The sequence below is a fragment of the Yersinia massiliensis genome (genome assembly GCF_003048255.1).
Classification (GTDB): Bacteria; Pseudomonadota; Gammaproteobacteria; order Enterobacterales; family Enterobacteriaceae; genus Yersinia; species Yersinia massiliensis_A.
The window spans coordinates 2,393,379-2,415,212 of record NZ_CP028487.1; the positions used below are offsets into that span (position 1 = coordinate 2,393,379).

The window sequence follows — 21,834 nt, forward strand, 5'->3', positions numbered from 1 at the left end:
AAATCTAACTATCACAACGGCAAAAAGCCAGTAATTGACAACAAAATGAGTGACTTTGTTCATTCTGCGTTGTAAACACGTGCAATAGAGCCTGTTCCTTGTACCGTTACTGGCGATTCGTTGGCCGGTATAAAGCAGGACTCACCCGGCAGTAACGTGACTTTCTGTTGCTGTTTTTGTAAGACAGCCTCGCCTTGAACACTGAATATTATTGCGGCACTGTTTTGCGCTAATGTCTGGGGCTCAGCAGTTAATGTGTGCAACGAAAAGGCAAAATCTTCAACGGGGATCGGGAAGACCAACTCATTACCTTGCTGCTGTGGACTAGTGAGCAAAGTCTCCGCTGGTTTAGGAATAAATTGCAGGTTAGCCATTAACTCCGGAATATCAATAAATTTTGGCGTTAAGCCAGCGCGCAATACATTATCGGAGTTGGCCATCACTTCCAACGCCACTCCGTTTAGATAAGCGTGAGGTGTCTCGGCATAGAGGAACATGGCTTCACCTGGTTGTAACGTCACGACGTTTAACAGCAAAGGGGAGAACAAGCCGCTATCATCAGGGTAGAAGCGAGAAATACTGCGAATAGTATCCCATGGTTCACCCAGTTGGTTATTGAGTGCTGATTTCAGGATGGCCAATGCACGTGTTTTAGGTTCGCCAGCCATACTGAGCAAACTGGCAAAGAGTGTGGCTAAATGTTCAGTATCCGGTTCGCGTAAAAATACGGCGATATCCGGATGAGCAGCCGCCAAAGGCTGAAGTAGCACTTGAATATCATTTAATGTGCGAAAGCCATTCATGGCTTGGAATGGGGTCAGGGCATAAACCAATTCAGGCTTATGGTTTGCATCTTTATAATTTCGTTCTGCTGCATCTAGCGGGATCCCTGCTTTATTCTCTTTAGCGAAGCCAATTTCGGCGGCAGCTTTGCTAGGATGAACCTGAATTGATAGCGGCTGCGCTGCGCAAAGTACTTTAAATAGGAAAGGCAATTCGCCAAAACGGGTGAAAACGTCGTGCCCAAGATTGGCTTCGGGATCTTGCTCGATGACTTCACGCAATGAATGCCATTGACCCTTTGCATCCGCAACTTCAGAACTACTCTTAGGGTGCGCCCCCATCCACAATTCTGCCATCGGTTTGGCTTGCGGATTTGCAATACCATAAAGCTCAGTCAGCGCGGTAGTACTACCCCAAGCATAGTTTTGTACTGCATTTTTCATTTTTTGCATGTCGATGATCTGCCGTTTGTTAAGGGCCAAAATAGGGTGAGACGCCAGTCAGCCATGTGATAAGGCAAAAGCCCGAGCCCGAGAAAAGGGAAAATAGTCCCTTAGTAAACAATGGGGGTCAAGGGGTTGCAAGTAGTAATGCTAATCGTCTCGCAGGTTGGCATCATAAACGACAGAAATACGAATCAATCGCATCAAGCTGTCGATAAATATGCCATGATAGATGTCGTATTGCCGGAGAACGGTATAGCAGACTTCAACTTTTCAGATCCAAATGTTAAGGAGATCATGATGGCAGCGACTCGCAGTGAAAAAGACTCCATGGGGCCTATTGATGTACCAGCAAGCCAGCTATGGGGAGCACAAACTCAACGTTCATTGGAGCATTTTAAGATCTCACAAGAGAAAATGCCTACTGCATTGATTCACGCTTTGGCCCTGACAAAACGTGCGGCAGCGAAGGTTAATCAGGAGCTTGGGCTGTTGGCAGTCGAGCGTGCAGATGCCATTATGCGCGCGGCCGATGAAGTGTTGGATGACCGTCATTCAGGTGAGTTTCCGTTATCAATCTGGCAAACCGGTTCTGGTACTCAAACTAATATGAATATGAATGAGGTACTCGCGAATCGAGCCAGTGAATTGCTCGGTGGTGAACGAGGGAATGGTCGCTTAGTTCATCCCAATGACGACGTTAATAAGAGTCAAAGCTCGAATGATGTATTCCCAACAGCAATGCATGTTGCCGCTGTGATTGCATTGAAAGAAGATCTGCTGCCGGAATTGAAGATATTACAGGACACGTTAGCGGAAAAAGCAGAAGCGTTTCGCGATATTGTGAAAATTGGCCGGACACATTTGCAAGATGCCACACCATTAACATTGGGGCAGGAGATATCAGGCTGGGTGGCAATGCTATCTCACAGCCGGTTACACATAGAGTCCGCTATTCCTCACCTCTGCGAATTGGCTCTTGGGGGAACCGCTGTCGGAACGGGGCTGAATACGCATCCTGAATATGCTGTGCGTGTTGCCAACGAAATTGCCGCACTGACGCATCAACCCTTCATCACGGCCCCGAATAAATTTGAGTCTTTAGCGACTTGTGATGCATTGGTTCATGGCCATGGTGCATTGAAAGGTCTCGCTGCCTCGTTGATGAAAATTGCCAATGATGTGCGGTGGTTATCTTCGGGTCCTCGTTGCGGTATCGGTGAAATCTCTATTCCTGAGAATGAGCCTGGTAGTTCCATTATGCCAGGTAAAGTGAATCCGACTCAATGTGAAGCGATGACCATGTTATGTGCCCAAGTGATGGGTAATGATGTCGCTGTGAATATAGGCGGGGCATCTGGTAACTTTGAGCTGAACGTATTCCGTCCGCTGGTTATTCATAATTTCCTACAATCAATCCGTTTATTAGCGGATGGTATGCGTGGATTTAATGAGCACTGCGCTGTTGGAATTGAGCCAAATCGCGACCGTATTACTCAGTTGCTAAATGAGTCATTGATGTTAGTCACTGCACTGAATACTCATATTGGCTATGACAAAGCGGCTGAAATTGCTAAGAAGGCGCATAAAGAAGGGTTAACACTAAAAGCGGCTGCGCTTAAGTTAGGTTATCTAACAAGTGAGCAATTTGATGAGTGGGTCCGACCGGAAGAGATGGTCGGAAGTATGAAATAATTATTGCGTATTTATGGTCTTAATGCCGGATGAGCTTCCGGCATTTTTCTGCCGGTTAAAAATTTTCGGAATAAAATAGCACGCTGTATAATTTTAATAACACCAGCGGCAATATTACTTACTTGGATGAGCAAGGTAGGTTATTTTGCTTTTAGCTGCTTAAGATTTATCTGCCTCAATATATAAATGTAACCTCGGGATCAGTAACTTCATCGGTTTAGCATCTGGCTTATATTTATGTTTGATATGGCGAGCATCGTAGTCTGATAGCTCACCTAATTTAGGTAAGTCAGCTTCGGATTGAACCTCGCAAAATGCAATCAATGGCATAGGGCAGGGGTGTTGCACCTGTTTTTGTTGTTCTTGATACCAGACTCGTGCAATGGGTTGCACTTTAACGGGGCGCTTTATTTTTAATTTCGTTTTTTCGGGTAAACGCTTAATGTCCGTTATTTCTCGACTAATAGATTCTACCCATTGTTCACGTGTAAACGGCGAGACAGCCCGACCTGAATTCAGACTTTTATTTAGCTGAGTCAAAATCTCTTCACGGGTGACATTTTTGATTATGTGCTTGTTGGCCCATCCAAAACGCACTGAGCTGGGATTTAGCAGTGGCGTGATCGTGCGATAGGTATTCAAGGTGATCAATCCGTGCAGGTGGGTATGGACAAACTCAAAACGCTGCTCGCTGGGCAATCCTGATTCAATAGTGATGATGTGTTCCAATTCAGTTTTTAACTGGTTAATTTCGCGAATAGTATTCTGACAATCACTTAATTGATGCACTGTCACCGAAAAGCAGAGTACACCAGGTAATCGCAGAGCAGCTTTGCTACTGGTATTTTGACCCTGATGATGAATAAAAAGTCGCTGAAAATGTTGCAGCCCCAATTCTCTGGCGTGATTACCCACTGTTGCCGTGACTGTTATTTGATGAATTGGTTCATGTTCAGTTCCTTTTTCTATTTCAGGAAGAGTGAAAACTCGAGCAGCAAGCAGCGGTAAATCATTAAGTTGCTGGTGGAGGCGTTGCAACTCAGCTTCTAACGCGCTGAATCGCTTATTGAGTCGATCAATCAAGTCATATTTGTTCATTTTGTTTTCTAGTAAAGGTAATTTTAGTTACAACATACAATATTTAGAGTGAGTAAAAAAAGCAATATGTTGAGACAGTGCATTGCCATAAATTCAGTTGAATATGTAACAAAAAGAAGTCTACAGGGAGGGAGTCGCGGATGGATAATACGATTTACCACAGCAGTAGGGGCTTTATTTAAATCTGGCGAACTGAAGAGAAAGAAATGAAAAAGGCTAAATGACCAAAAACGACATCTAGCCTTTCGGATGAATCAACGCTTAAGCTAATGCTTTTGCTTTAAGCTGCATGTACTCACTTTCAGTAATCACACCGTCATCCCATAATTTTTTAGCGTCAGCAATCTGCTCGGCTGGGGATTTACCGGCTACCTGACGAATATATTCATTGGTATCTGAAACATTCTTTTGTACTGATGCACGATAACGTTGTGCCATGCCCTTACCGCGAGTAACCAGATACAGAAGAGAGGTCAGTAGCGGGATGAATAGTAAAAAGATAATCCAAATCGCTTTATAAAATCCACTCAACTCGTGGTCTCTGAACAGATCCGAAATCACCTGAAACAGAATCAGTAAATAAGCAATAAAAAAGAAAATCGAAAATGTAGTCGCCAGAATATCCCACAGCGTTAGAAAATGACTTGTCATATGCTCTCCTGCAATTATTAATAAATTAAGTTAATATTTACCGTAAAAAAGTCTCTATGTACATTATATACTTAATTTAAATTTCAGCAGTCCTTGTCGGTAAAATTAAATTCTCGCCGCCTCTGGTAGTTTACGTAAACGCTGGCCAACAAAAAGTGCAACTAGCAGAAGTGCAGCGATAAAGGCAACAACGCCTGTCCAACCTAAATTGAGCCAGAAAATTCCACCCAATGTTCCTGCCACACTCGACCCTGCATAATAGCAAAACAGATAAAGTGAGGATGCCTGCGCTTTTGCGCGACGTGCCCGCCGCCCAATCCAACTGCTTGCAACAGAATGGGCAGCAAAAAAACCAGCTGTAAATATCATCATACCGATAAAGATACTAATGACTGACGGGAAACAGGTAATAAGAACGCCAACCAACATCATTCCAATGGATGCCAATAGTATTGGCCCTCGTCCATAACGGCTCGTCAGGGAACCCGCTTTTGGCGAACTATAAGACCCTGTCAGATAAACTATCGATAATAAGCCGACCACTGCCTGGCTAAGATAATATGGCTGAGCCAACAAGCGGTACCCTATGTAATTAAATAAGGTGACAAAGCTACCCATAATGAGAAATCCCTCTGCAAAGAGCAAAGGTAAACCAGGATCTCGCCAGTGTAGTTTGAAATTAATCGCCAGTGTTCTTGGCCGTAATGAGGTTGGACGGAAGTGTTTCGATGCGGGAAGAATACGCCAAAACATACAAGCGGCAGCTAATGCAAATAAGCCGATCACCGCCAGTGCAATGCGCCATGAGAAAAAATCACTGAGTACCCCAGTGACTAAGCGGCCACTCATTCCTCCAATAGAGTTACCGCTAATATATAACCCCATAGACAATGCAACAAAGCTCGGATGTATTTCCTCGCTAAGGTAGGTCATCGCCACAGCTGCAACACCACTAAGGGCCAGACCAATTAATGCCCGCATAAGTAGGATGCCATGCCAACTGGTCATAAATGAGCAAATAATTGTACAGACAGCGGCAAGCATCAGCGCAATGACCATCACTGATTTACGCCCGACAGCATCTGAGAGAGGGCCGGTAAACATCAGTCCAAAGGCGAGCATTCCCGTCGCGGCAGAAAGCGATAAGCTGCTGCCTGCTGGAGAGATATTGAAGTCTTGTGACAGTAACGGCAGGATTGGCTGCACACAGTAGAGTAGGGCAAATGTCGCCAAGCCTGCTGAAAAGAAAGCCAAGGTTACGCGGATAAACTGTGGTGTGCCTCGTTGAATATAAGGGCGTTTAGACAAACGAGGAACATCGGCTGTTGGTGATAGTGAAGAGGCGTCGTCATTGGCTGCTGGCGCTACGGTAGTCGTAGTGCGCAAAGAGGTGGTCACGGTATTTCCTTTTCGTTAAAACATTCAAAAACTCTTTTCACCAAAACCTTGGTGTAGCCACTGAACGGCTCAATGACATGATCATAGAAATTGCTGAGTTTTTTGTCTAATATATTAATCATCCTGAATAAGATGTTTAACATATCAATCTACATCAATGACTATTGAACTTAGGCATTTACGTTATTTTATTGCTGTTGCGGAAGAACTGCATTTTGGCCGAGCAGCTGAACGACTGCGTATTTCACAACCACCATTGAGCCAACAAATTCAAATCCTAGAAGAACAAATTGGTGCGCGATTGTTTGCACGCAACAATCGTAATGTCAGCCTGACGCAGGCTGGCGCATTGTTTTTAAAGGAATCCTACCAAATTCTGGCACAGGTTAATTCTGCATCGGAAAAAGCCGCGCGCTTACATCGAGGAGAGTCTGGTGAGTTAACGATTGGGTTTACATCCTCTGCACCATTTATTAGCACTGTATCTAAAAACTTACGGGCATTTCGCCAATTACACCCGCAAGTCCATATTAAGATGCAAGAGGTCAATACAAAACAGCAAATTGAGCCGTTACTGGATGGGCGATTAGATATTGGCGTGATGAGAAATACACGACTACCAGATGCATTACAATATCGATTGCTATTACGTGAACCCCTAGTCGCGGTGGTGAATGAAGATCATCCGTTAGCTGCATTGCCCGCAGGAAGCGTTAAATTCAGTTCATTAGCCGAGCAGCCTTTTGTTTTCTTTTCTCGCGAGGTCGGAACAGCACTGTACGATGAAATTCTTACACTGTTAGCCCGTGCGGGAATTACGCCCTATATAACGCAGGAAGTCGGGGAAGCAATGACTATCGTGGGTCTAGTCTCCTCTGGTTTAGGTGTTTCCATACTGCCAGCTTCATTTACTCGCGTAAAAGTAGATGGGGTGAAATATTTACCCTTAGCCGAAGCTAGCGCCACAACCGAAGTCTGGCTGGTTAACCATAAGCACCGGCCCGTAACTGCCCCAGCAGAAGCATTGATTCGCCTGATGGTGGCGGATATTAAGTGAGAGTATTGGCTGTAGGCAATAAGAGATGAACATCTCCACCGTATAAATAACGACCATTTCCGCCATTATAAATCGATGATTATGTGCAGTAAATCACATAACTAATCAAATAGTTGACGCCATATGCTAAAAGCCCCAACATAGCCGATAATCTTTATTTAGAAGCGCGAAAAATACTTGGTTGGCAGAGAAGGAGCCGGTTTAGTGATAACGGATGGACAGCCTGGGCATATTGATCAAATCAAGCAGACCAATGCAGGGGCCGTTTACCGGCTGATTGATTTGTTCGGCCCAATATCCCGTATTGAACTGTCTAAAAGGGCACAGTTGGCCCCTGCCAGTATCACGAAAATTGTGAGGGAATTGGTTGAAGCGCATCTGGTTAAAGAAACTGAATATCAGGATGTTGGCAGTCGCGGTCGCCCAGCTATAGGCTTAGTGCTTGATACTGAAGCTTGGCATTATGTCTCAGGGCGTATCAGCCGCGGCTCCATTACTCTCGCCTTACGCGACCTCAGTAGTAAATTGGTGGTCGAAGATCAAATTCCATTACCTGATAACCACTCTGAACCATTGCTTCAGCGCATTCTCAATGAAGTCGATCAATTCTTCATTCGACATCAGGAAAAACTGGAAAGGTTAACCGCAATAGCGATCACTATGCCCGGCATCATTGATGCACCCGCAGGTATCGTGCATAAAATGCCATTTTATGATGTCGATGAAATGCTGCTTGGCCCTGCATTAGAGCAAAGAACGGGGCTGCCTGTTTATCTGCAACACGATATTTGTGCTTGGACTATGGCTGAAGCACTTTATGGCGCATCACGTGGTAGCCAGAATGTCATTCAAGTTGTGATTGATCACAACGTTGGCGCAGGTGTTATTACAGCGGGCAGAGTATTGCATGCCGGCAGCCGTAGCGTGGTTGAGATTGGTCATACCCAAGTAGACCCTTACGGAAAACGCTGTTATTGCGGCAATCATGGTTGCCTTGAAACGGTCGCCAGTATTGAGAATATGCTGGAAATTGCCCAGCAACGCTTAAACGGCTCAATGAGTTCGTTATTACACAGTACGCCATTAAGCGTGGAATCTTTATGCGATGCTGCCTTAGCCGGTGACCAACTGGCGAAAGATATTATTTTAGGGGTTGGTCATAGCGTAGGACGAATAGTTGCCATTATGGTCAATTTATTTAATCCCGAAAAAATCCTAGTCGGCTCCCCGTTAAATAAAGCCGCATCTATTTTGCATCCCGCTATCGCCGCTTGTATTCGCCAACAAGCGCTACCTGCATACAGTGATAATATTGTAGTTGAACCGACTCAATTCTTTAATCAAGGCACAATGCCAGGTGCCGCATTAGTGAAAGAGGCGTTATATAACGGCTCATTATTGGTAAAATTGCTGCAGGGCTAGTGTATTACCACTAATAAATAAGAGTTAATTATTAGTGGGTACATCTGAATTATTCGTTAAAAACTCCACTCAGTTCGTTAAAACATTGCGCTAACGCAAGCTGTCCACTGTCGGCATCGCCTAGACTTTTATTCATGTTGCCAATTTCGTGCATGTTAAGCGAAAAAACTTAAGTCGGCGTGGACAGATTTTGGAGTATTGTTATGTTAACGCGAGTATTTGTGACGGGAACCGACACTGCTGTCGGTAAAACCGTAGTGTCACGGGCCTTACTTCAGGCCTTAAGCCAAAATGGCAGAACGGCGGCTGGCTACAAACCTGTCGCAACGGAAAGTAAAGAAACACCCGATGGCTTACGCAATCAGGATGCACTGATTTTACAAGCGTCATCATCTATTAATTTGGACTATCAAGAAGTTAATCCATTTCCGCTGCAAGCCGATGTTATTCATGCCTGCTCAGATACGCTGATTAATTATGGTGAGATGACAGAAGGGCTACAACATTTATCCGGTAAAGCCGATACCGTTGTCGTTGAAGGTTGTGGCGGTTGGAAAGTCATGATGAATGATCAACGTTTCTATTCTGACTGGGTAATACAAGAGCAGTTACCCGTCATCTTAGTCGTCGGTATTAAATCAGGCTGCATCAACCATGCTTTATTAACAGCACAATCTATTCTTAATGATGGATTACCTTTATTAGGTTGGGTTGCGAATCGTATTAATCCGGGTTTAGCACATTATGCTGAAACAATAGCGATGTTACGCGAGCGGTTACCTGCACCTCAGTTAGGGCAATTCCCTTATTTACCGCATCCAGAAGAAAAGCCATTAGCTAAATATTTAGATTTGTCTGTTATCAACCAATAATACATTTATCTTGTTGTGTTGTTACTAATGGTTGCGTTGTTAATGATGAGCATTTGGTTAAAGGCGATTAAGAAGGGTAATTAGCTGAATAATCATCATTAAGAACAACCTTGACTGACAGCATTATTTTAACGCGAATGATAAACTGATGCTGGCCGTAACCAACGAGCTATCGTTGTTGAAATCACGCAAGAAACAAGTAGGCCGGGGAGAAGAGTATATTCACCGGTCATTTCGCACACCATTAATGCTGCCATTATCGGGGCATGAGTTGTTGCGGCGAGCAAGGTTGCCATCCCAGTCAATGCCATCAATAAGGCGATGTTGTCACCGAGTGCAGGCCACCAAGCAAATACTTGTCCACATACCATACCAAATGCGGCACCAACAAAAAGCGTCGGGGTAAATACACCACCCGGTGCACCGGACCCACTGCTCGATAATAGGGCCAATAGCTTACATATCAGTATTCCGCCCATCAATAGAATACCTGGCGGCGTCGTGAGTAGCGACTGCACCACACTATAGCCATTCCCCCAGACCTCTGGGAAAATCAGCGAAAGTAATCCAACAATGAGTCCCCCTAAAGCAAGCTGTAATGGGGGTAAAAGATTCAGTGAACGAAAAGCATGCCCGCTAGCACTCATCGCTTTCAGGAATAGTGGTCCAAAAAAGCCGGCTAACAATCCCATAAATGCCATGAGGAAATAGTGTATTGGCCAAGGAGAAGGAAGAGGGTCCACGAGATAAAGTGTTTCCTGACCACCGTGCAATAAATTCGTGGTGAGTAAGGCACTGACAGCGGCGATCACCACAGGCCCGAGGGACGCTAACATCAAGGTACCAAAGAGAATTTCTGCAATGAATAAGCTCCCCGCCAGTGGAGCATGATATGCACTGGCCATACCGGCAGCAGCGCCACAAGCAACCCAAAGTTTCCATTCACTTGGTTTTGCATAACGTTGTGCAAATACAGAAGCAAATAGTGCCGCCAAAAGCACCATCGCACCTTCTCGACCAATCGCACTACCACTCGAAACAACCAATAATGAGGCTAGGGATTTGATCAAACTGGCTGAAACATCTAACCGGCCATCTCCCGTTTCAATGGCTTCCATATAATCAGTCGGAGCACTGGGTTTTTGTTGTTGATAACGTTGATACGCCCACAGTAAAGAACCTGCGGCCAAACCACCCAGCGCAGGAGTCAGTACACGTCGCCAGCCCGTAATTGAGGATGCGGCGGCAACCAAACTTCCATCAGTTCGAGAGAAGAGTAGCCATTCCAACCCATACATGGACTGATGAAATAGCCAAACAATCAAGGCAGCCATCATGCCCAACATGATCGAAATCAGCAGTCGGCGCAGCATGATGCGGTAGTAATAGAGATGTACTGGTCGTTTCATCTAGCGCCATTACAGCATTTAAAGTCACTGGCTGACATATTGAAAAAAACTCTTATTTTTCGGTACAGTAGATTGTTACTTGCCAATGAATAAATGGCCAGTGAATCTTCATCAAAACAAAAGGGCGCACCTAAAGGCACGCCCTGACGGAATACAGCGAGAGATTAGTTGCCGCTATTAATACGCGTATAAACAATCTTCTGAGTATCATTTTCGCAATGCCCGACGACTTGGCCGCCAGCTTGTTCCACCTGATCGTTAGGGACGATATCCAGCTTAAATCCTGATTCAGGCACACCATTACTGATGATTTTCTGCGTAATATCAGCTTTTACGCTTTCGCAAGAAGCCAACGCAGCTAAAGGTGCCAGAGAGAATAATAATGTGCTGATAATAATTGTTTTTTTCATCATAAAGTCCTTATGTGGATGAATAGCTTATCTAACGTATTGATTCCTAAACTTCTCTAAAGGATAGTTCAGATACCTATAACCTCAAGTCAATCTGAGCCATAGCCTCTATTTACGGATTAATCTGGCGACCTGATAAACGATCAAGACAACGTTCAGTGTTCGGTTCCCAATAAGCGTTTAAATTCTCACTACGGTCACAGCTATCTTTCGCATCTTCAGCACGATCGAATTTATCAAAATTCTTTTCGACACGATTGTTCACCTTATTACGAAGGCGATGGGTATCATCCCATTGCTGTTGGCTTTGGCGCGCTTGTTCTTTGGACATGGGATCATTATTCCCGCCAACAGAAACGCAAGTGCTGCCCTGTGTACAGTTTGCCGATTGTGCCAATGCAGGTATCTGCCAAGCCAATGGCAATGCCAGAATAGCGACCGGTAAAAAAGCGCGTATAAAGCGTGGCAAGATATTTATTTTCATCGTCTTAAATCCTTTCTGAGTCAATGATGTTAAATCATCATGTAATTAACTGGCACGCTATCCGCGAACAAAAATTATATCATTGCTTGAGGTCGATAAACTAGTCAACGACAACTCGGTGACAAAATGAGTAAAGTAACCGAATGTTAATTGAGAATATTTGCTTTAATAGCAAGATGTTAATTACGGTATACCGAGGCTAGGGAATGTTAAAGACATCGCTACTGTTTTTTGTCACTGCGTTAGCAGAAATTATCGGTTGTTTCTTACCTTATTTATGGCTGCGCAAAGGGGGAACAATTTGGCTATTACTCCCAGCAGCGATCAGTTTGGCGCTGTTTGTTTGGTTATTGACACTGCATCCTGCCGCCAGCGGGCGAGTCTATGCTGCTTATGGTGGCGTATATGTTGCGACAGCATTAATTTGGTTACGCATCGTCGATGGTGTAAAGCTTTCGATGTTTGATTGGGTCGGAGCGGGTGTTGCACTGGTGGGAATGTTGATTATTGTCGCTGGTTGGCGAGTAAATTAAGGGTGGGGCGCGGAACACCCCAACCACGACATTGTTTGATCTTAAATATTGGTTGTTTGATCTATAAATTGATAGCTTGATTTTAACTTTCGCGGTGGATGCTTAACCCAGCAAAGGATTGGCTCACCGGCATCATTTCGATTGAGTTAATATTCACCCGAGCAGGCAGGGTGGCAACCCAATATACCGCTTCTGAGATATCCTCAGGCGTCAGAGGGTTCGCGCCATCATAGGTTTTGTTAACTTTATCGCCATCACCTTTAAAGCGCACTGATGAAAACTCAGTGCCGCCCACCATGCCAGGTTCGATATCCGTGACGCGAACACGTGTACCCTGCAGGTCAGCACGCAGACCCAAACTGAATTGCTTAACAAATGCTTTCGTCGCGCCGTAGACATTCCCGCCTGCATACGGCCAGTTTGCCGCTGTAGAACCAATATTGATAACATGACCGACATTGCGTTCAACCATGGCTGGCAGTAAAGCACGAGTCATATTCACCAAACCTTTGGTATTGGTATCAATCATTGTATCCCAGTCGTCAGCATTGGCTTTATGCGCTGGTTCCAATCCTAATGCTAAGCCTGCGTTGTTAACCAGCAGATCGATATTCTTCAATTCAGTCGGTAAATCATCAATAACCTGCTGAATCGCCGCACGGTTTCGTACGTCTAGCTTCACGATATGCAGTTTATCACCCAGCTCATCCTTTAATTCTTCCAGACGTTCTTGACGGCGGCCTGTCGCAATAACCTGATGACCGTGACTAATAAATTTACGGGCGATAGCCTCACCAAAACCAGAGGTCGCACCTGTGACGAAAACGATCATATGCATTCCTTATTTCGTTGCTAAAAATATAATTGATATGATTAACATACTCTTAACGATAAACAGAAGCCATTACCGTGAGTCATTTCTGTCTTTCAGCGTTTTGATGGCCTCTTACGGACCTCATCACCCGCATCACGATTAAGTGTCAGGGTATCGATTATCGATAATAATGCGACCATACCAATGACCACAAATGCTATCTGGAAATTTTCCAACGGAATCATGCCTGCTCGATAGGGATGAAACCACTCAGCAATTCGCAGCGCCAGCGCACCTATCGCGATTCCCAAGCCCATCGACAACTGTTGAGCCATATTCGAAAACGTGTTGGCTCCTGACATCTTGGCTGCCGGTACTTCTGAATACGCTAAAGTATTTAGCGCAGTAAACTGCATAGACCGTGTCAATCCACTGATAAATAGCAGCACTATAATCAAAGCATGGGGTGTATCAGGGGTCATCAAAGCATAGGCAAAGATAGTGACTGCATTTAATAATCCATTCACGAGCAGTGTCGGGCGAAAACCAAAGCGATATAGGATCGCAGAGGTAAAAGGTTTCATGGCTAAGTTGCCGGCAAATACCGCCAACACCAATAAACCTGCATCAAACGCACTCAAACCAAACCCAATCTGGAAGAGTAGAGGTAATAAAAAGGGTACTGCGCCTATGGCCATGCGAAATACACTACCACTCCATATGGTGACACTGTAACTTTTAATGCGTAAAGCCCAAAGATCAACTAGTGGGAAAGTCTGGCGTTTAGCATGATAAACCGCTAACAAGCCCAATATCAGACTGCCTGCAATACATATTAGAGGGACAACACGTGACAAGGTTTGATGGTTGAAGAGTTCAAGTCCCAGCATCAAACTAAAGCAGGCTGAACCGGTAAGGACAAAACCGAGCATATCGAAAGGCGTTTCTTTTTGCGGTAACTCTTGCGGGATAAGCCGCCATGCCAACCATAAACCAATAACACCCAGCGGCACATTTAAAATAAATATCCAATGCCAAGAGGCATAAGTGGTAATGAAACCGCCTACCGGTGGACCGAGAATAGGGGCGACTAAGCCTGGCCAGGTAATCGTGGCAATCGCTTTTATGAGATCAGATTTAGCCGTATTACGCAGGACAATTAACCGGCCTACTGGCACCATCATTGCGCCACCGAATCCCTGTAAAATTCGAGCCCCCGTGAAGGTCAGCAGATCAGTACTCAATGCGCAAAACACGGATGCCAAGGTGAAAATAACCATGGCAGCGGCAAAGATATTACGCGCACCGAAGCGATTAGCAATCCAGCCACTGGCAGGGATAAATACCGTCAAAGTAAGAATGTAAGCAGAAATCCCAATATTCATATCAATGGGATGTACAGAAAATGTTGAAGCCATCTGTGGCATCGCGGTAACAATGACCGTCGCATCAAGATTTTCCATAAAGAAAGCACCGGCGACGAGTAATGGCAATGCAGACCCACGCAGTGCAGTCGAGCGCATGATTTTCACCTTAGAGCTAACGGGCAATAAATTGATTTGAATAGGTATAATGACAGAAAGTAAACACTGAAATCACGTTTCAAATCTGCAGATTTTTATGAGTTATTTTGAGCATACCGGAATCAGTGGGGAGAAAGAAGGGGGCTTGCGGCAGATGAAAACATTTTTGGATAAGAACAAAAAATTAAGCTGTCTGAACGACAGCTTAATTTATGTTGGAAATATATCGTCATCACTATTTTTTCTTATACACATCAGCAGTCGCATGGATTTTGTCATTGGTCATCGCTGATGTCACAACAAAATAGTCACCACCAAGCTCATCGGCTTTTTTAGACAATTCTTCCTTGGCGTCACTGGGGGCTAACTCGCCAGCGGTGACGATGTTACCAATTTTTTCATACTGATCAGGACTTTTATTGAGATCTTCTTTTGTTAGCAATTCGGCGGCGATAGCACCGGTAGAAAATGCACCCAAGAGAACTAACGTTGTGATAGTTTTTGATAAATTCATAATAATTCCTCTCATCAAATATTTTTACGCGTGAGTAAATCTATTTCTTTGGAAGGATAAGTATTGTTCTCATTACTTGTTTTATCCAGTAAATCACCTCTTTTTAAGAATCTTGCACATTACATTCGTGATGATAGAAAGCGATAGCGAGGCATAGATGAAGAAGACTGATGCGGTATTGAGGATAAAAGTGGAGTAGGGGAAAGATAGACTATTTCGCATATGTCATTATGCTGATCATACACCTCGTAATTATGAAGTGGATAATGACTGCTGTGGCCAATACTATTTAATTATGTTCGGCAGTTTCCACACGGGTTGTAATTCAAAATAATTCATAGGAATTTATTTATACACATACCTTACTTAATGTGAAGTATAATATACAGATATTCTGTACTACCACAAGACAAACAAACCACTTTTCGAGGGGTAATTTCCAGCATAGTTCTTTGCGATGAGCTAATACTCATCCAATTGAATTTAAATACATTTATCGATAAATAAAAATCAAAATAATAAGATGTTTCTCGTTGATTTTAATGCAATTACTGAATTATATTCTTTTCCCGTTATTTTATATTGGTTTGTTGATTACTTTTATAGTCACGCGTTGAAATAGTTAGCGTGGCTACGGAATGAGTTTTACTATTGAGTAACAAAAAAATGGAAAAGTATAAACGTCAGTGTGTAGTGATTACCTTAAGTTATTATTCAGAATAATGGTGCAAATTAAAAATGAAAAGAAAGTTACTTCTTATGGCTATGTTAGTCACTAGTTTCTCGTGTATTGCTGCAGAACATGCTCCTCATTGGGGTTATGATGGACAGGATGGTCCTGAAAATTGGAGTAAAATCTCGCCTGATTTTTCGTTATGTAGTACCGGCAAAAATCAATCTCCTATTAATATTCATGACTCACTCAAAACCCATCATAGCAATCTTCAATTGACTACTCAGCCAAGTAAACAGGAAATGGTCAATAACGGTCATACAATACAGGTCAACGTGACAAACGGGAGCACGTTGGTATTGGATGAAGATACGTTCACACTGCAACAATTCCATTTCCATTCACCCAGTGAGAACCTGATCGATGGCAAACAATTCCCGCTGGAAGCTCACTTTGTATTTAAAGATAAAGATGGCGCATTAGCCGTATTAGCGCTCATGTTCAAAGAGGGTAAACCAAACCAACAGCTGACTGAGGCTTGGCAAAAAATGCCCACGGAAGCGGGTCAGAGTATTGCTCTGAGCAAGCCAATCGATATCAAGACGCTTTCAGATAAGCAGCAAAAGTTTTATCGCTTCAGCGCTTCGTTAACGACGCCGCCATGTTCTGAAGGTGTTCGTTGGATCGTGTTTAAGGAACCGGTAAATATTTCCGCTGAGCAGGTCAGTCAATTTAGCTCTGCAATGAAGCACCATGCCAACAATCGGCCAGTGCAGCCGCTAAATGGCCGTGTCATTATCAATTGATTTTGCCAGCGGCCAGCATAGTGCTTCAATGAAGCTGGTCGCGGGCCCATTCTTATAATCGTCTGGGGCTGACGGCAAGATTTACAAAGTAAACTTTCAGTGACCACACAGAACAAATGACAGCGGTAAAACATCAGATTTTACGTACTCTCACCTTGGTGCGCATAATGTATATTATGTTAAATTGCATTCGTGAGTTCCCATCGTCACAGATACATGCCCACCCTGAGTTATATTATGTCTCATGTTGCTGTTACCTCCCCTCTACTCATGGCCACGCTACTTAAATGTCATCGCCCAAGTAATCACACCCGCGACCACTGTGGTGAAAGTCAGTGCTAGCAAAAAGAGCACATCAATAACTTTTTCCAGCGCATGGTTACGGCGCAATTTTCGGGTTCTCAGCGCCCAATATGATAGTACTGTCGTGATCAAATAGAGAATTGCGTTAACTGCCAGCAAGTCGTCGCCCAGTGTGTCTTCACGCCTTAATGCCGTGATCACCTGAAATATCCCAATAACCGTAATGCAAACACCGACCATACCAGCCGATGCCGTGAATATATGAACGCAAATATCCTCATCCAGTTCTAGGCTGTCTTTCTTGTGAGCCATGGCAATACCTCTCGAAAAAAAGTCACCGTCAGTGATGCTATCTGTATGACTTTCTTTAATATCGTTCTTGTAAAGGTTTGTTTGATTCTTTTACTTAACTATAAGCAAAAAATCTAGATCTGCGATTTCACTCTTGGGGAATTATCGAGTTTCCTAATCGATGGTATCAGGCTCGCTGCAATCGTCGCTATCACCACTGCGGCGGCTGAAACTAATAAAACCCCCGAAGTGCCGTAATGCATAGCAAGAGGACCGGCCGCGAGTTCTCCAACTGGGATTGCAATAAATGATCCCAATGCATCATAGGCATAAACACGAGCAAGTTTCTCAGGAGGAATATGAGTTTGTAACGAATTCGCCCATACAACGCCGAATTGACCAAAACCAACACCGGCAACAAAAAATGCCCCCATAAGTACCGTTGTCGAAGGCGCGACACTCAGGAGAACAATCGGGACAGCGCACAATGAAACGAGTAAGACGCCAACAAAAAGATCCCGCCTTGGACGCCACCGCAGTGCAATAAATGAACCGACGATTAAGCCGATACTCTGTGCCGCAACAATAATGCCCCAACCTACCCGTCCAAACGATGCATCAGCCACAATGGGGCCAAGAATCATGACAACGCCACTGAAAGCAGCATTCACAATAGTAAATTGGGCTACGATGGACCAAACCCATGAGTGAGCGATGAATTCTTTCCAGCCATCGCGCAGATCCTGCAAAATGTTTGTGTTCGATTCTTGGGACAGTGTTGGATTAACCCGAATGAAGTAATACAACGGTGCGGCAGCGGCGAAACCCAAGGCATCGACTGCTAAGCCCCATCCTGGCCCAATTGCGCTTGTCAGAATTCCCCCTAAAGAGGCTCCGATCACCGTGCCCGCATAGATACCAACTTGGATAAAAGCATTTGCCGTTCTGAGGTGATATTTTGGGACAGTCTGCGGCACCATTGCCGAGGATGCCGGTAAAGCGACGCCTGCTGCGGCACCATTAATGGTACCGAGTAACGCCAATCCGATAACCGTCGCTGTGCCATCCAACACCAACCAAGCCACCACTGCTTGAGATAAAGCGGCAATCGTTGATGAAGAGAGTAAAACGAGACTTCGGGAATAGCGATCAGCTAGCACACCGCCAATCAACAAGAACGCGACATTAAAAATTGAACGTGCCGCCACAACCAGCCCGAGATCAGTTGCAGAACCACCGATATCCAACACAGCGAAAGCCAAGGCAATCGGGGCAATGCCATTACCTAATACGGTGAGAAGGCGGGCAAGAAATAAGTTTCTAAATGGGGTGTAGCGAAATAAATGTCGGGAATACGGGACAGGAGAACTTGCACTCACAGGCATTTCTCCGGACTGACTTGAGTATTATTAAGAGATTCTATTCCATTAATTGTTGCCTGACTGCCCTGCTCTTTTTGTTTATTTTGGCAACATCTAGTCACTTTTTACTCCGATAATAGGATGTGGTTAACACGTATAGCAAAAGGTGATGATCTTACCGTTTCCACCCTTTGCTAATACGAGTGACAACCACTAAAGCACCCCATTAAAACGGTGAAACGACAGAGCCAATACGCTGACAAAAATCATCGTATGCATCGCCCAATTTTTCGAATAATTTGCCAATGTTATAGACGTTTTTCATTTGTTGTTCCTCTGTGTGATTGAAATATTCATTGTGTGACGCGTATCACAAAACAGAGCTTACCGCTTTCAGAACGGCATTTCAATATTTTTGTGATATCAGTCACAAAAAAATAAAGTCCAGACAGATACTCAAATCTCTCTCATCTCGATTTGCTCAAACACCTTCTTTTTTAAGCCAATTATCTGGGTAAGTTACATAACCGATAACTTTTACAATACTCGTCTTGGCCGAATGTTTGGCCGCCGTCGCTTCTTTATTCTGATTGGTATTCCACTGGTCTTATTTTATCCCTTGCTTTGGGTGAGCGGTTTTGGGTTTTGGTATTACCTCGTCACCTACGCCATGTTTGAGCTAATTTACACCTCCATCATGGTGCCCTACGAAACCTTAGCGACAGAAATGACAACCGACTTTGCTAAGCGCTCTAAGCTAACCGGTTCAAAAGCCATATTCGGAAAAATTGCAAATTTCATGGCAGCCTTTATCCCTGGCCAATTTATTGCTTTCTACGGTAAAGACTCGCCAATGCCCTTCTTGTATACCGGGATCGCGTATGGGGTCATTATGTGTCTCGCCATGATCTTCCTGTACGTATCTTCTTGGGAACGCCCAGCCAGCGAAGTGGTAAAAGAAACGACGAGCAGTTTCGTTCAAGCCGTGAAAAAACTGTGCATCGATATGGCATCGACTTTCCGGTTACGCATTTTTCGCAAGCATTTAGGGATGTATTTGTTTGGTTTTGGCGCCGAATGGTTGTTTGCCTCTTCATTTACATATTTTATTATCTTCGGCTTACGCCAAAGCGCCGTCTTGGTTTCACAACTCAATAGTTTCAGCTCAATAATGCAACTCATCTCGACCGCATTCTTTATCGGTATCTGCGTAAAAATGGGCTTTGCTCGCCCTTTCCGTATTGCCTTACAAGTGGTGATCGTCAGTGTTTTCGCCTATGCCGCGCTCTACTTCACCGGTTGGTCTGATACCAGCACGGTGATTGTATTATTCGCCATTACAGTGGTATTCGGCCTGAGTACTGGAGGTATCTACTATATTCCATGGACCGTTTACACCTTCTTGGCCGATGTGGATGAAGTATTAACAGGACGTCGTCGCGAGGGGCTTTATGCTGGTGCAATGACCTTCGCCGGCAAAATGGTTCGTTCTGTCATCGTTTTCGCCATGGGCTGGACCCTGAGTAAATTTGGTTTTGTTTCGGGCCAATCAGTGCAACCAGAAACGGCTGTTCAAGCTATCGTAGGTGTCTTTGCTATTGGTGTGTCGGCTCTAGCAGTAGTCGCCATCTATTACACCACGCAAATGAAACTTGATCGCAAAAGTCATATGGTTCTGCTAGAAGAAATTGCCCGCATTAAGGCTGGCGGCGCTATTGCGGATATTGAACCGCAGCCACGCGCTATTATCGAAGAATTAACTGGTTGGAAATACGAACAATGTTGGGGTAATAATCCACTCGGACAAACAGTACCACCAGAAAAATTAACCGAATTAACATCAGAGAAATAATCCAGAAAATAGCCCCTCGAGTTTTTCGCGGGGTTATTTTCATGTGTCGTACTTGTTGCCAAATAGGAGCAACTTAACTTATGTCTCTTAACGTCAGAGTTCCTACCTTGTAATAATTAACATTCAATGAGTACTCATCTTAATTCATCTGGAACTAATTGAAGTCCTTGTTTAGTATGTATGTATCCCATCTTTGCCATTAGCCAAACAGATACTTATGAAAAAAATCATGAAGCGGCTGGAGATCATCAAAAGCGCTATAGAGCTTGAAGATGATGATATCGTTCGCCAACAACTTCCTTATCTAAAATGTGAAGCCGATGATGCGGTGCTCGTTTTTATCGTCGCAACGATTGAGCAAGGAAATTATTCCAATGCGCTTAAAGCTATTTCGACTTGGTTGAACAGCCATCATGGTGTTACGCAGTGGCAAGATCTTGAATTAGCTGCCTGTAAGTTAGAATTAAAAGCGTTGGAAGAACAGCTAAGTGAGTTAATTGATAAGCGTAATGAAAGAATTCAGCTATTGGACGATTTTAACGACCTTTACCATGTTCGGCTTGGCCCGATCACTCAACAGATCCTCAATTTGCGCAAACAATTGGCTGAAAGTACCTTGCGCAAAGCCGAAGCAGAAGCCCGCCGCAAAGAACGTGATTATCACAACTGTCAGCTATATATTGCTCAGGCTATAGACGAACTAGCCAAACTCAAACAGAGTTGGTTATCTCCTTCGACTATCGCCAGTGAAACCATCGAGTTACGTAAACAAATTCAACAACAGACCGCGTTGATCTCATCATTACTCATTGAAATTCAAGCGTTAGAAAACAACGTTTACTCACGTAATACTGAATCAACCCGCAAAGCCCGCGAAGAAGCTAAAGAGAAATATGAGCGCTATCAAGAACAGCAATATGATGCTGAACAGCGGCATGGCAATCATCAAAAACTCTCGTCGGGTCAACGTTTGGAGTTAAAAAAATTGTGGCGACAAGCCAGTCGCTTATGTCATCCAGATCTCGTCGCAGATGAATTTAAAGAAAAAGCCCACCAACTCATGGTGCAACTGAATCAAGCTCGTCAGCGTGGTGATTTTACCGCCATTTACAGTTTGCTAGAGAACTTGAAACAAGGGCTTGAGCCATTGATGGCGAGTGATTGCATTGATGACCTTGAAAGACTGCGCAGAAAAATTACTGAAGTAAAAGATCAAATTGATGTGATGTTACGTGAACTGGATGAGTTAGAAGGCCAAGAATCATGGCGGCTGGTCACTTCTCATGTTGATAAAGATGACTGGTTCAAAACACAAGAGAACGTATTAGCGAAGATCCTCAACAGCCTAGAACAACAACTCGAAGAAGCTGCGTCAGAGGTATTACAAGAAAGTGCATAATCGGGCGATATAGCCAATAGAGCAAAAACAATGGCTTATTAAT

The 21,834-nt window shown here is 44.1% G+C and carries 19 protein-coding genes and 1 pseudogene; 8 read left to right on the top strand and 12 right to left on the bottom strand.

From position 1 onward, the window contains the following. Positions 1–59: 59 nt before the first annotated feature. Positions 60–1,235, bottom strand: coding sequence for a mannose-6-phosphate isomerase (gene manA, locus DA391_RS11205; RefSeq protein WP_108087709.1), 1,176 nt, complete (start codon positions 1,233–1,235; stop codon positions 60–62). A 291-nt stretch (positions 1,236–1,526) separates the two neighbouring features. On the opposite strand from manA, the gene fumC reads away from it, so the two are divergent. Next, positions 1,527–2,921: a class II fumarate hydratase gene (gene fumC / locus DA391_RS11210; RefSeq protein WP_050081056.1), complete on the top strand. Its 1,395-nt coding sequence runs from the start codon at positions 1,527–1,529 to the stop codon at positions 2,919–2,921. Positions 2,922–3,080: 159 nt separating this feature from the next. Here the strand turns inward: fumC and tus are convergent, their stop codons facing one another. The 3 genes from tus to DA391_RS11225 form a co-directional block, all read right to left on the bottom strand. Next, complete coding sequence (gene tus / locus DA391_RS11215) at positions 3,081–4,019, bottom strand: DNA replication terminus site-binding protein (protein ID WP_050081057.1); 939 nt, start codon at positions 4,017–4,019, stop codon at positions 3,081–3,083. Positions 4,020–4,280: 261 nt separating this feature from the next. Beyond that, positions 4,281–4,670: an SHOCT domain-containing protein gene (locus DA391_RS11220; protein ID WP_019210024.1), complete on the bottom strand. Its 390-nt coding sequence runs from the start codon at positions 4,668–4,670 to the stop codon at positions 4,281–4,283. Positions 4,671–4,775: 105 nt separating this feature from the next. Continuing rightward, entirely contained in the window at positions 4,776–6,068 is a 1,293-nt protein-coding gene (locus DA391_RS11225; RefSeq protein WP_050873092.1) for an MFS transporter, read from the bottom strand. Positions 6,069–6,225: 157 nt separating this feature from the next. Between DA391_RS11225 and DA391_RS11230 the strand changes: the two genes are divergently transcribed. From DA391_RS11230 to bioD, 3 genes are all read left to right on the top strand, one after another. Beyond that, the gene (locus DA391_RS11230) at positions 6,226–7,125 is read left to right on the top strand and encodes a LysR family transcriptional regulator (RefSeq protein ID WP_050081059.1); all 900 of its coding nucleotides are present in this window, start codon (positions 6,226–6,228) and stop codon (positions 7,123–7,125) included. A gap of 204 nt (positions 7,126–7,329) precedes the next feature. Beyond that, positions 7,330–8,547 (top strand): sugar metabolism global transcriptional regulator Mlc, encoded by a 1,218-nt coding sequence (gene mlc, locus DA391_RS11235; protein WP_050081060.1) that lies wholly within the window; start codon positions 7,330–7,332, stop codon positions 8,545–8,547. Positions 8,548–8,750: 203 nt separating this feature from the next. After that, on the top strand, positions 8,751–9,419 hold the full coding sequence (bioD, locus tag DA391_RS11240; RefSeq protein WP_050081061.1) for a dethiobiotin synthase: 669 nt from the start codon (positions 8,751–8,753) through the stop codon (positions 9,417–9,419). Positions 9,420–9,547: 128 nt separating this feature from the next. On the opposite strand, the gene clcB is transcribed toward bioD, so the two are convergent. The 3 genes from clcB to DA391_RS11255 form a co-directional block, all read right to left on the bottom strand. Further along, complete coding sequence (gene clcB, locus DA391_RS11245) at positions 9,548–10,828, bottom strand: voltage-gated ClC-type chloride channel ClcB (protein ID WP_050081062.1); 1,281 nt, start codon at positions 10,826–10,828, stop codon at positions 9,548–9,550. A 164-nt stretch (positions 10,829–10,992) separates the two neighbouring features. After that, positions 10,993–11,238: a DUF1161 domain-containing protein gene (locus DA391_RS11250; protein WP_050081063.1), complete on the bottom strand. Its 246-nt coding sequence runs from the start codon at positions 11,236–11,238 to the stop codon at positions 10,993–10,995. A 112-nt stretch (positions 11,239–11,350) separates the two neighbouring features. Further along, positions 11,351–11,722 (bottom strand): DUF1283 family protein, encoded by a 372-nt coding sequence (locus DA391_RS11255; protein ID WP_050081064.1) that lies wholly within the window; start codon positions 11,720–11,722, stop codon positions 11,351–11,353. 206 nt (positions 11,723–11,928) lie between these two features. Between DA391_RS11255 and DA391_RS11260 the strand changes: the two genes are divergently transcribed. Next, positions 11,929–12,255, top strand: a complete 327-nt coding sequence (locus DA391_RS11260) for a YnfA family protein (protein ID WP_050081065.1) — start codon at positions 11,929–11,931, stop codon at positions 12,253–12,255. 82 nt (positions 12,256–12,337) lie between these two features. On the opposite strand, the gene ydfG is transcribed toward DA391_RS11260, so the two are convergent. From ydfG to yahO, 3 genes are all read right to left on the bottom strand, one after another. Beyond that, entirely contained in the window at positions 12,338–13,087 is a 750-nt protein-coding gene (gene ydfG, locus DA391_RS11265; protein ID WP_167398172.1) for a bifunctional NADP-dependent 3-hydroxy acid dehydrogenase/3-hydroxypropionate dehydrogenase YdfG, read from the bottom strand. A 95-nt stretch (positions 13,088–13,182) separates the two neighbouring features. After that, positions 13,183–14,592 (bottom strand): MFS transporter, encoded by a 1,410-nt coding sequence (locus DA391_RS11270; protein WP_050081067.1) that lies wholly within the window; start codon positions 14,590–14,592, stop codon positions 13,183–13,185. Between the two features lie 235 nt (positions 14,593–14,827). Then, positions 14,828–15,106 (bottom strand): DUF1471 family periplasmic protein YahO, encoded by a 279-nt coding sequence (yahO, locus tag DA391_RS11275; RefSeq protein WP_019210013.1) that lies wholly within the window; start codon positions 15,104–15,106, stop codon positions 14,828–14,830. A 738-nt stretch (positions 15,107–15,844) separates the two neighbouring features. Here yahO and DA391_RS11280 point away from each other — a divergent pair. Then, entirely contained in the window at positions 15,845–16,585 is a 741-nt protein-coding gene (locus DA391_RS11280; protein WP_050081068.1) for a carbonic anhydrase, read from the top strand. 279 nt (positions 16,586–16,864) lie between these two features. Here DA391_RS11280 and DA391_RS11285 read toward each other — a convergent pair whose 3' ends face one another. Together DA391_RS11285 and DA391_RS11290 are read right to left on the bottom strand one after the other, a co-directional pair. Next, positions 16,865–17,200, bottom strand: a complete 336-nt coding sequence (locus tag DA391_RS11285; RefSeq protein ID WP_050081072.1) for a hypothetical protein — start codon at positions 17,198–17,200, stop codon at positions 16,865–16,867. Positions 17,201–17,313: 113 nt separating this feature from the next. After that, on the bottom strand, positions 17,314–18,558 hold the full coding sequence (locus DA391_RS11290; RefSeq protein WP_108088270.1) for an MFS transporter: 1,245 nt from the start codon (positions 18,556–18,558) through the stop codon (positions 17,314–17,316). Between the two features lie 496 nt (positions 18,559–19,054). Between DA391_RS11290 and DA391_RS11295 the strand changes: the two are divergent. Then, a pseudogene (locus DA391_RS11295) lies at positions 19,055–20,392 on the top strand (MFS transporter); the annotation flags it as partial. Between the two features lie 217 nt (positions 20,393–20,609). Continuing rightward, a complete protein-coding gene (locus DA391_RS11300; protein WP_050081074.1) occupies positions 20,610–21,791 on the top strand; it encodes a DNA repair protein in 1,182 nt (393 codons plus the stop codon). Positions 21,792–21,834 lie beyond the last annotated feature (43 nt).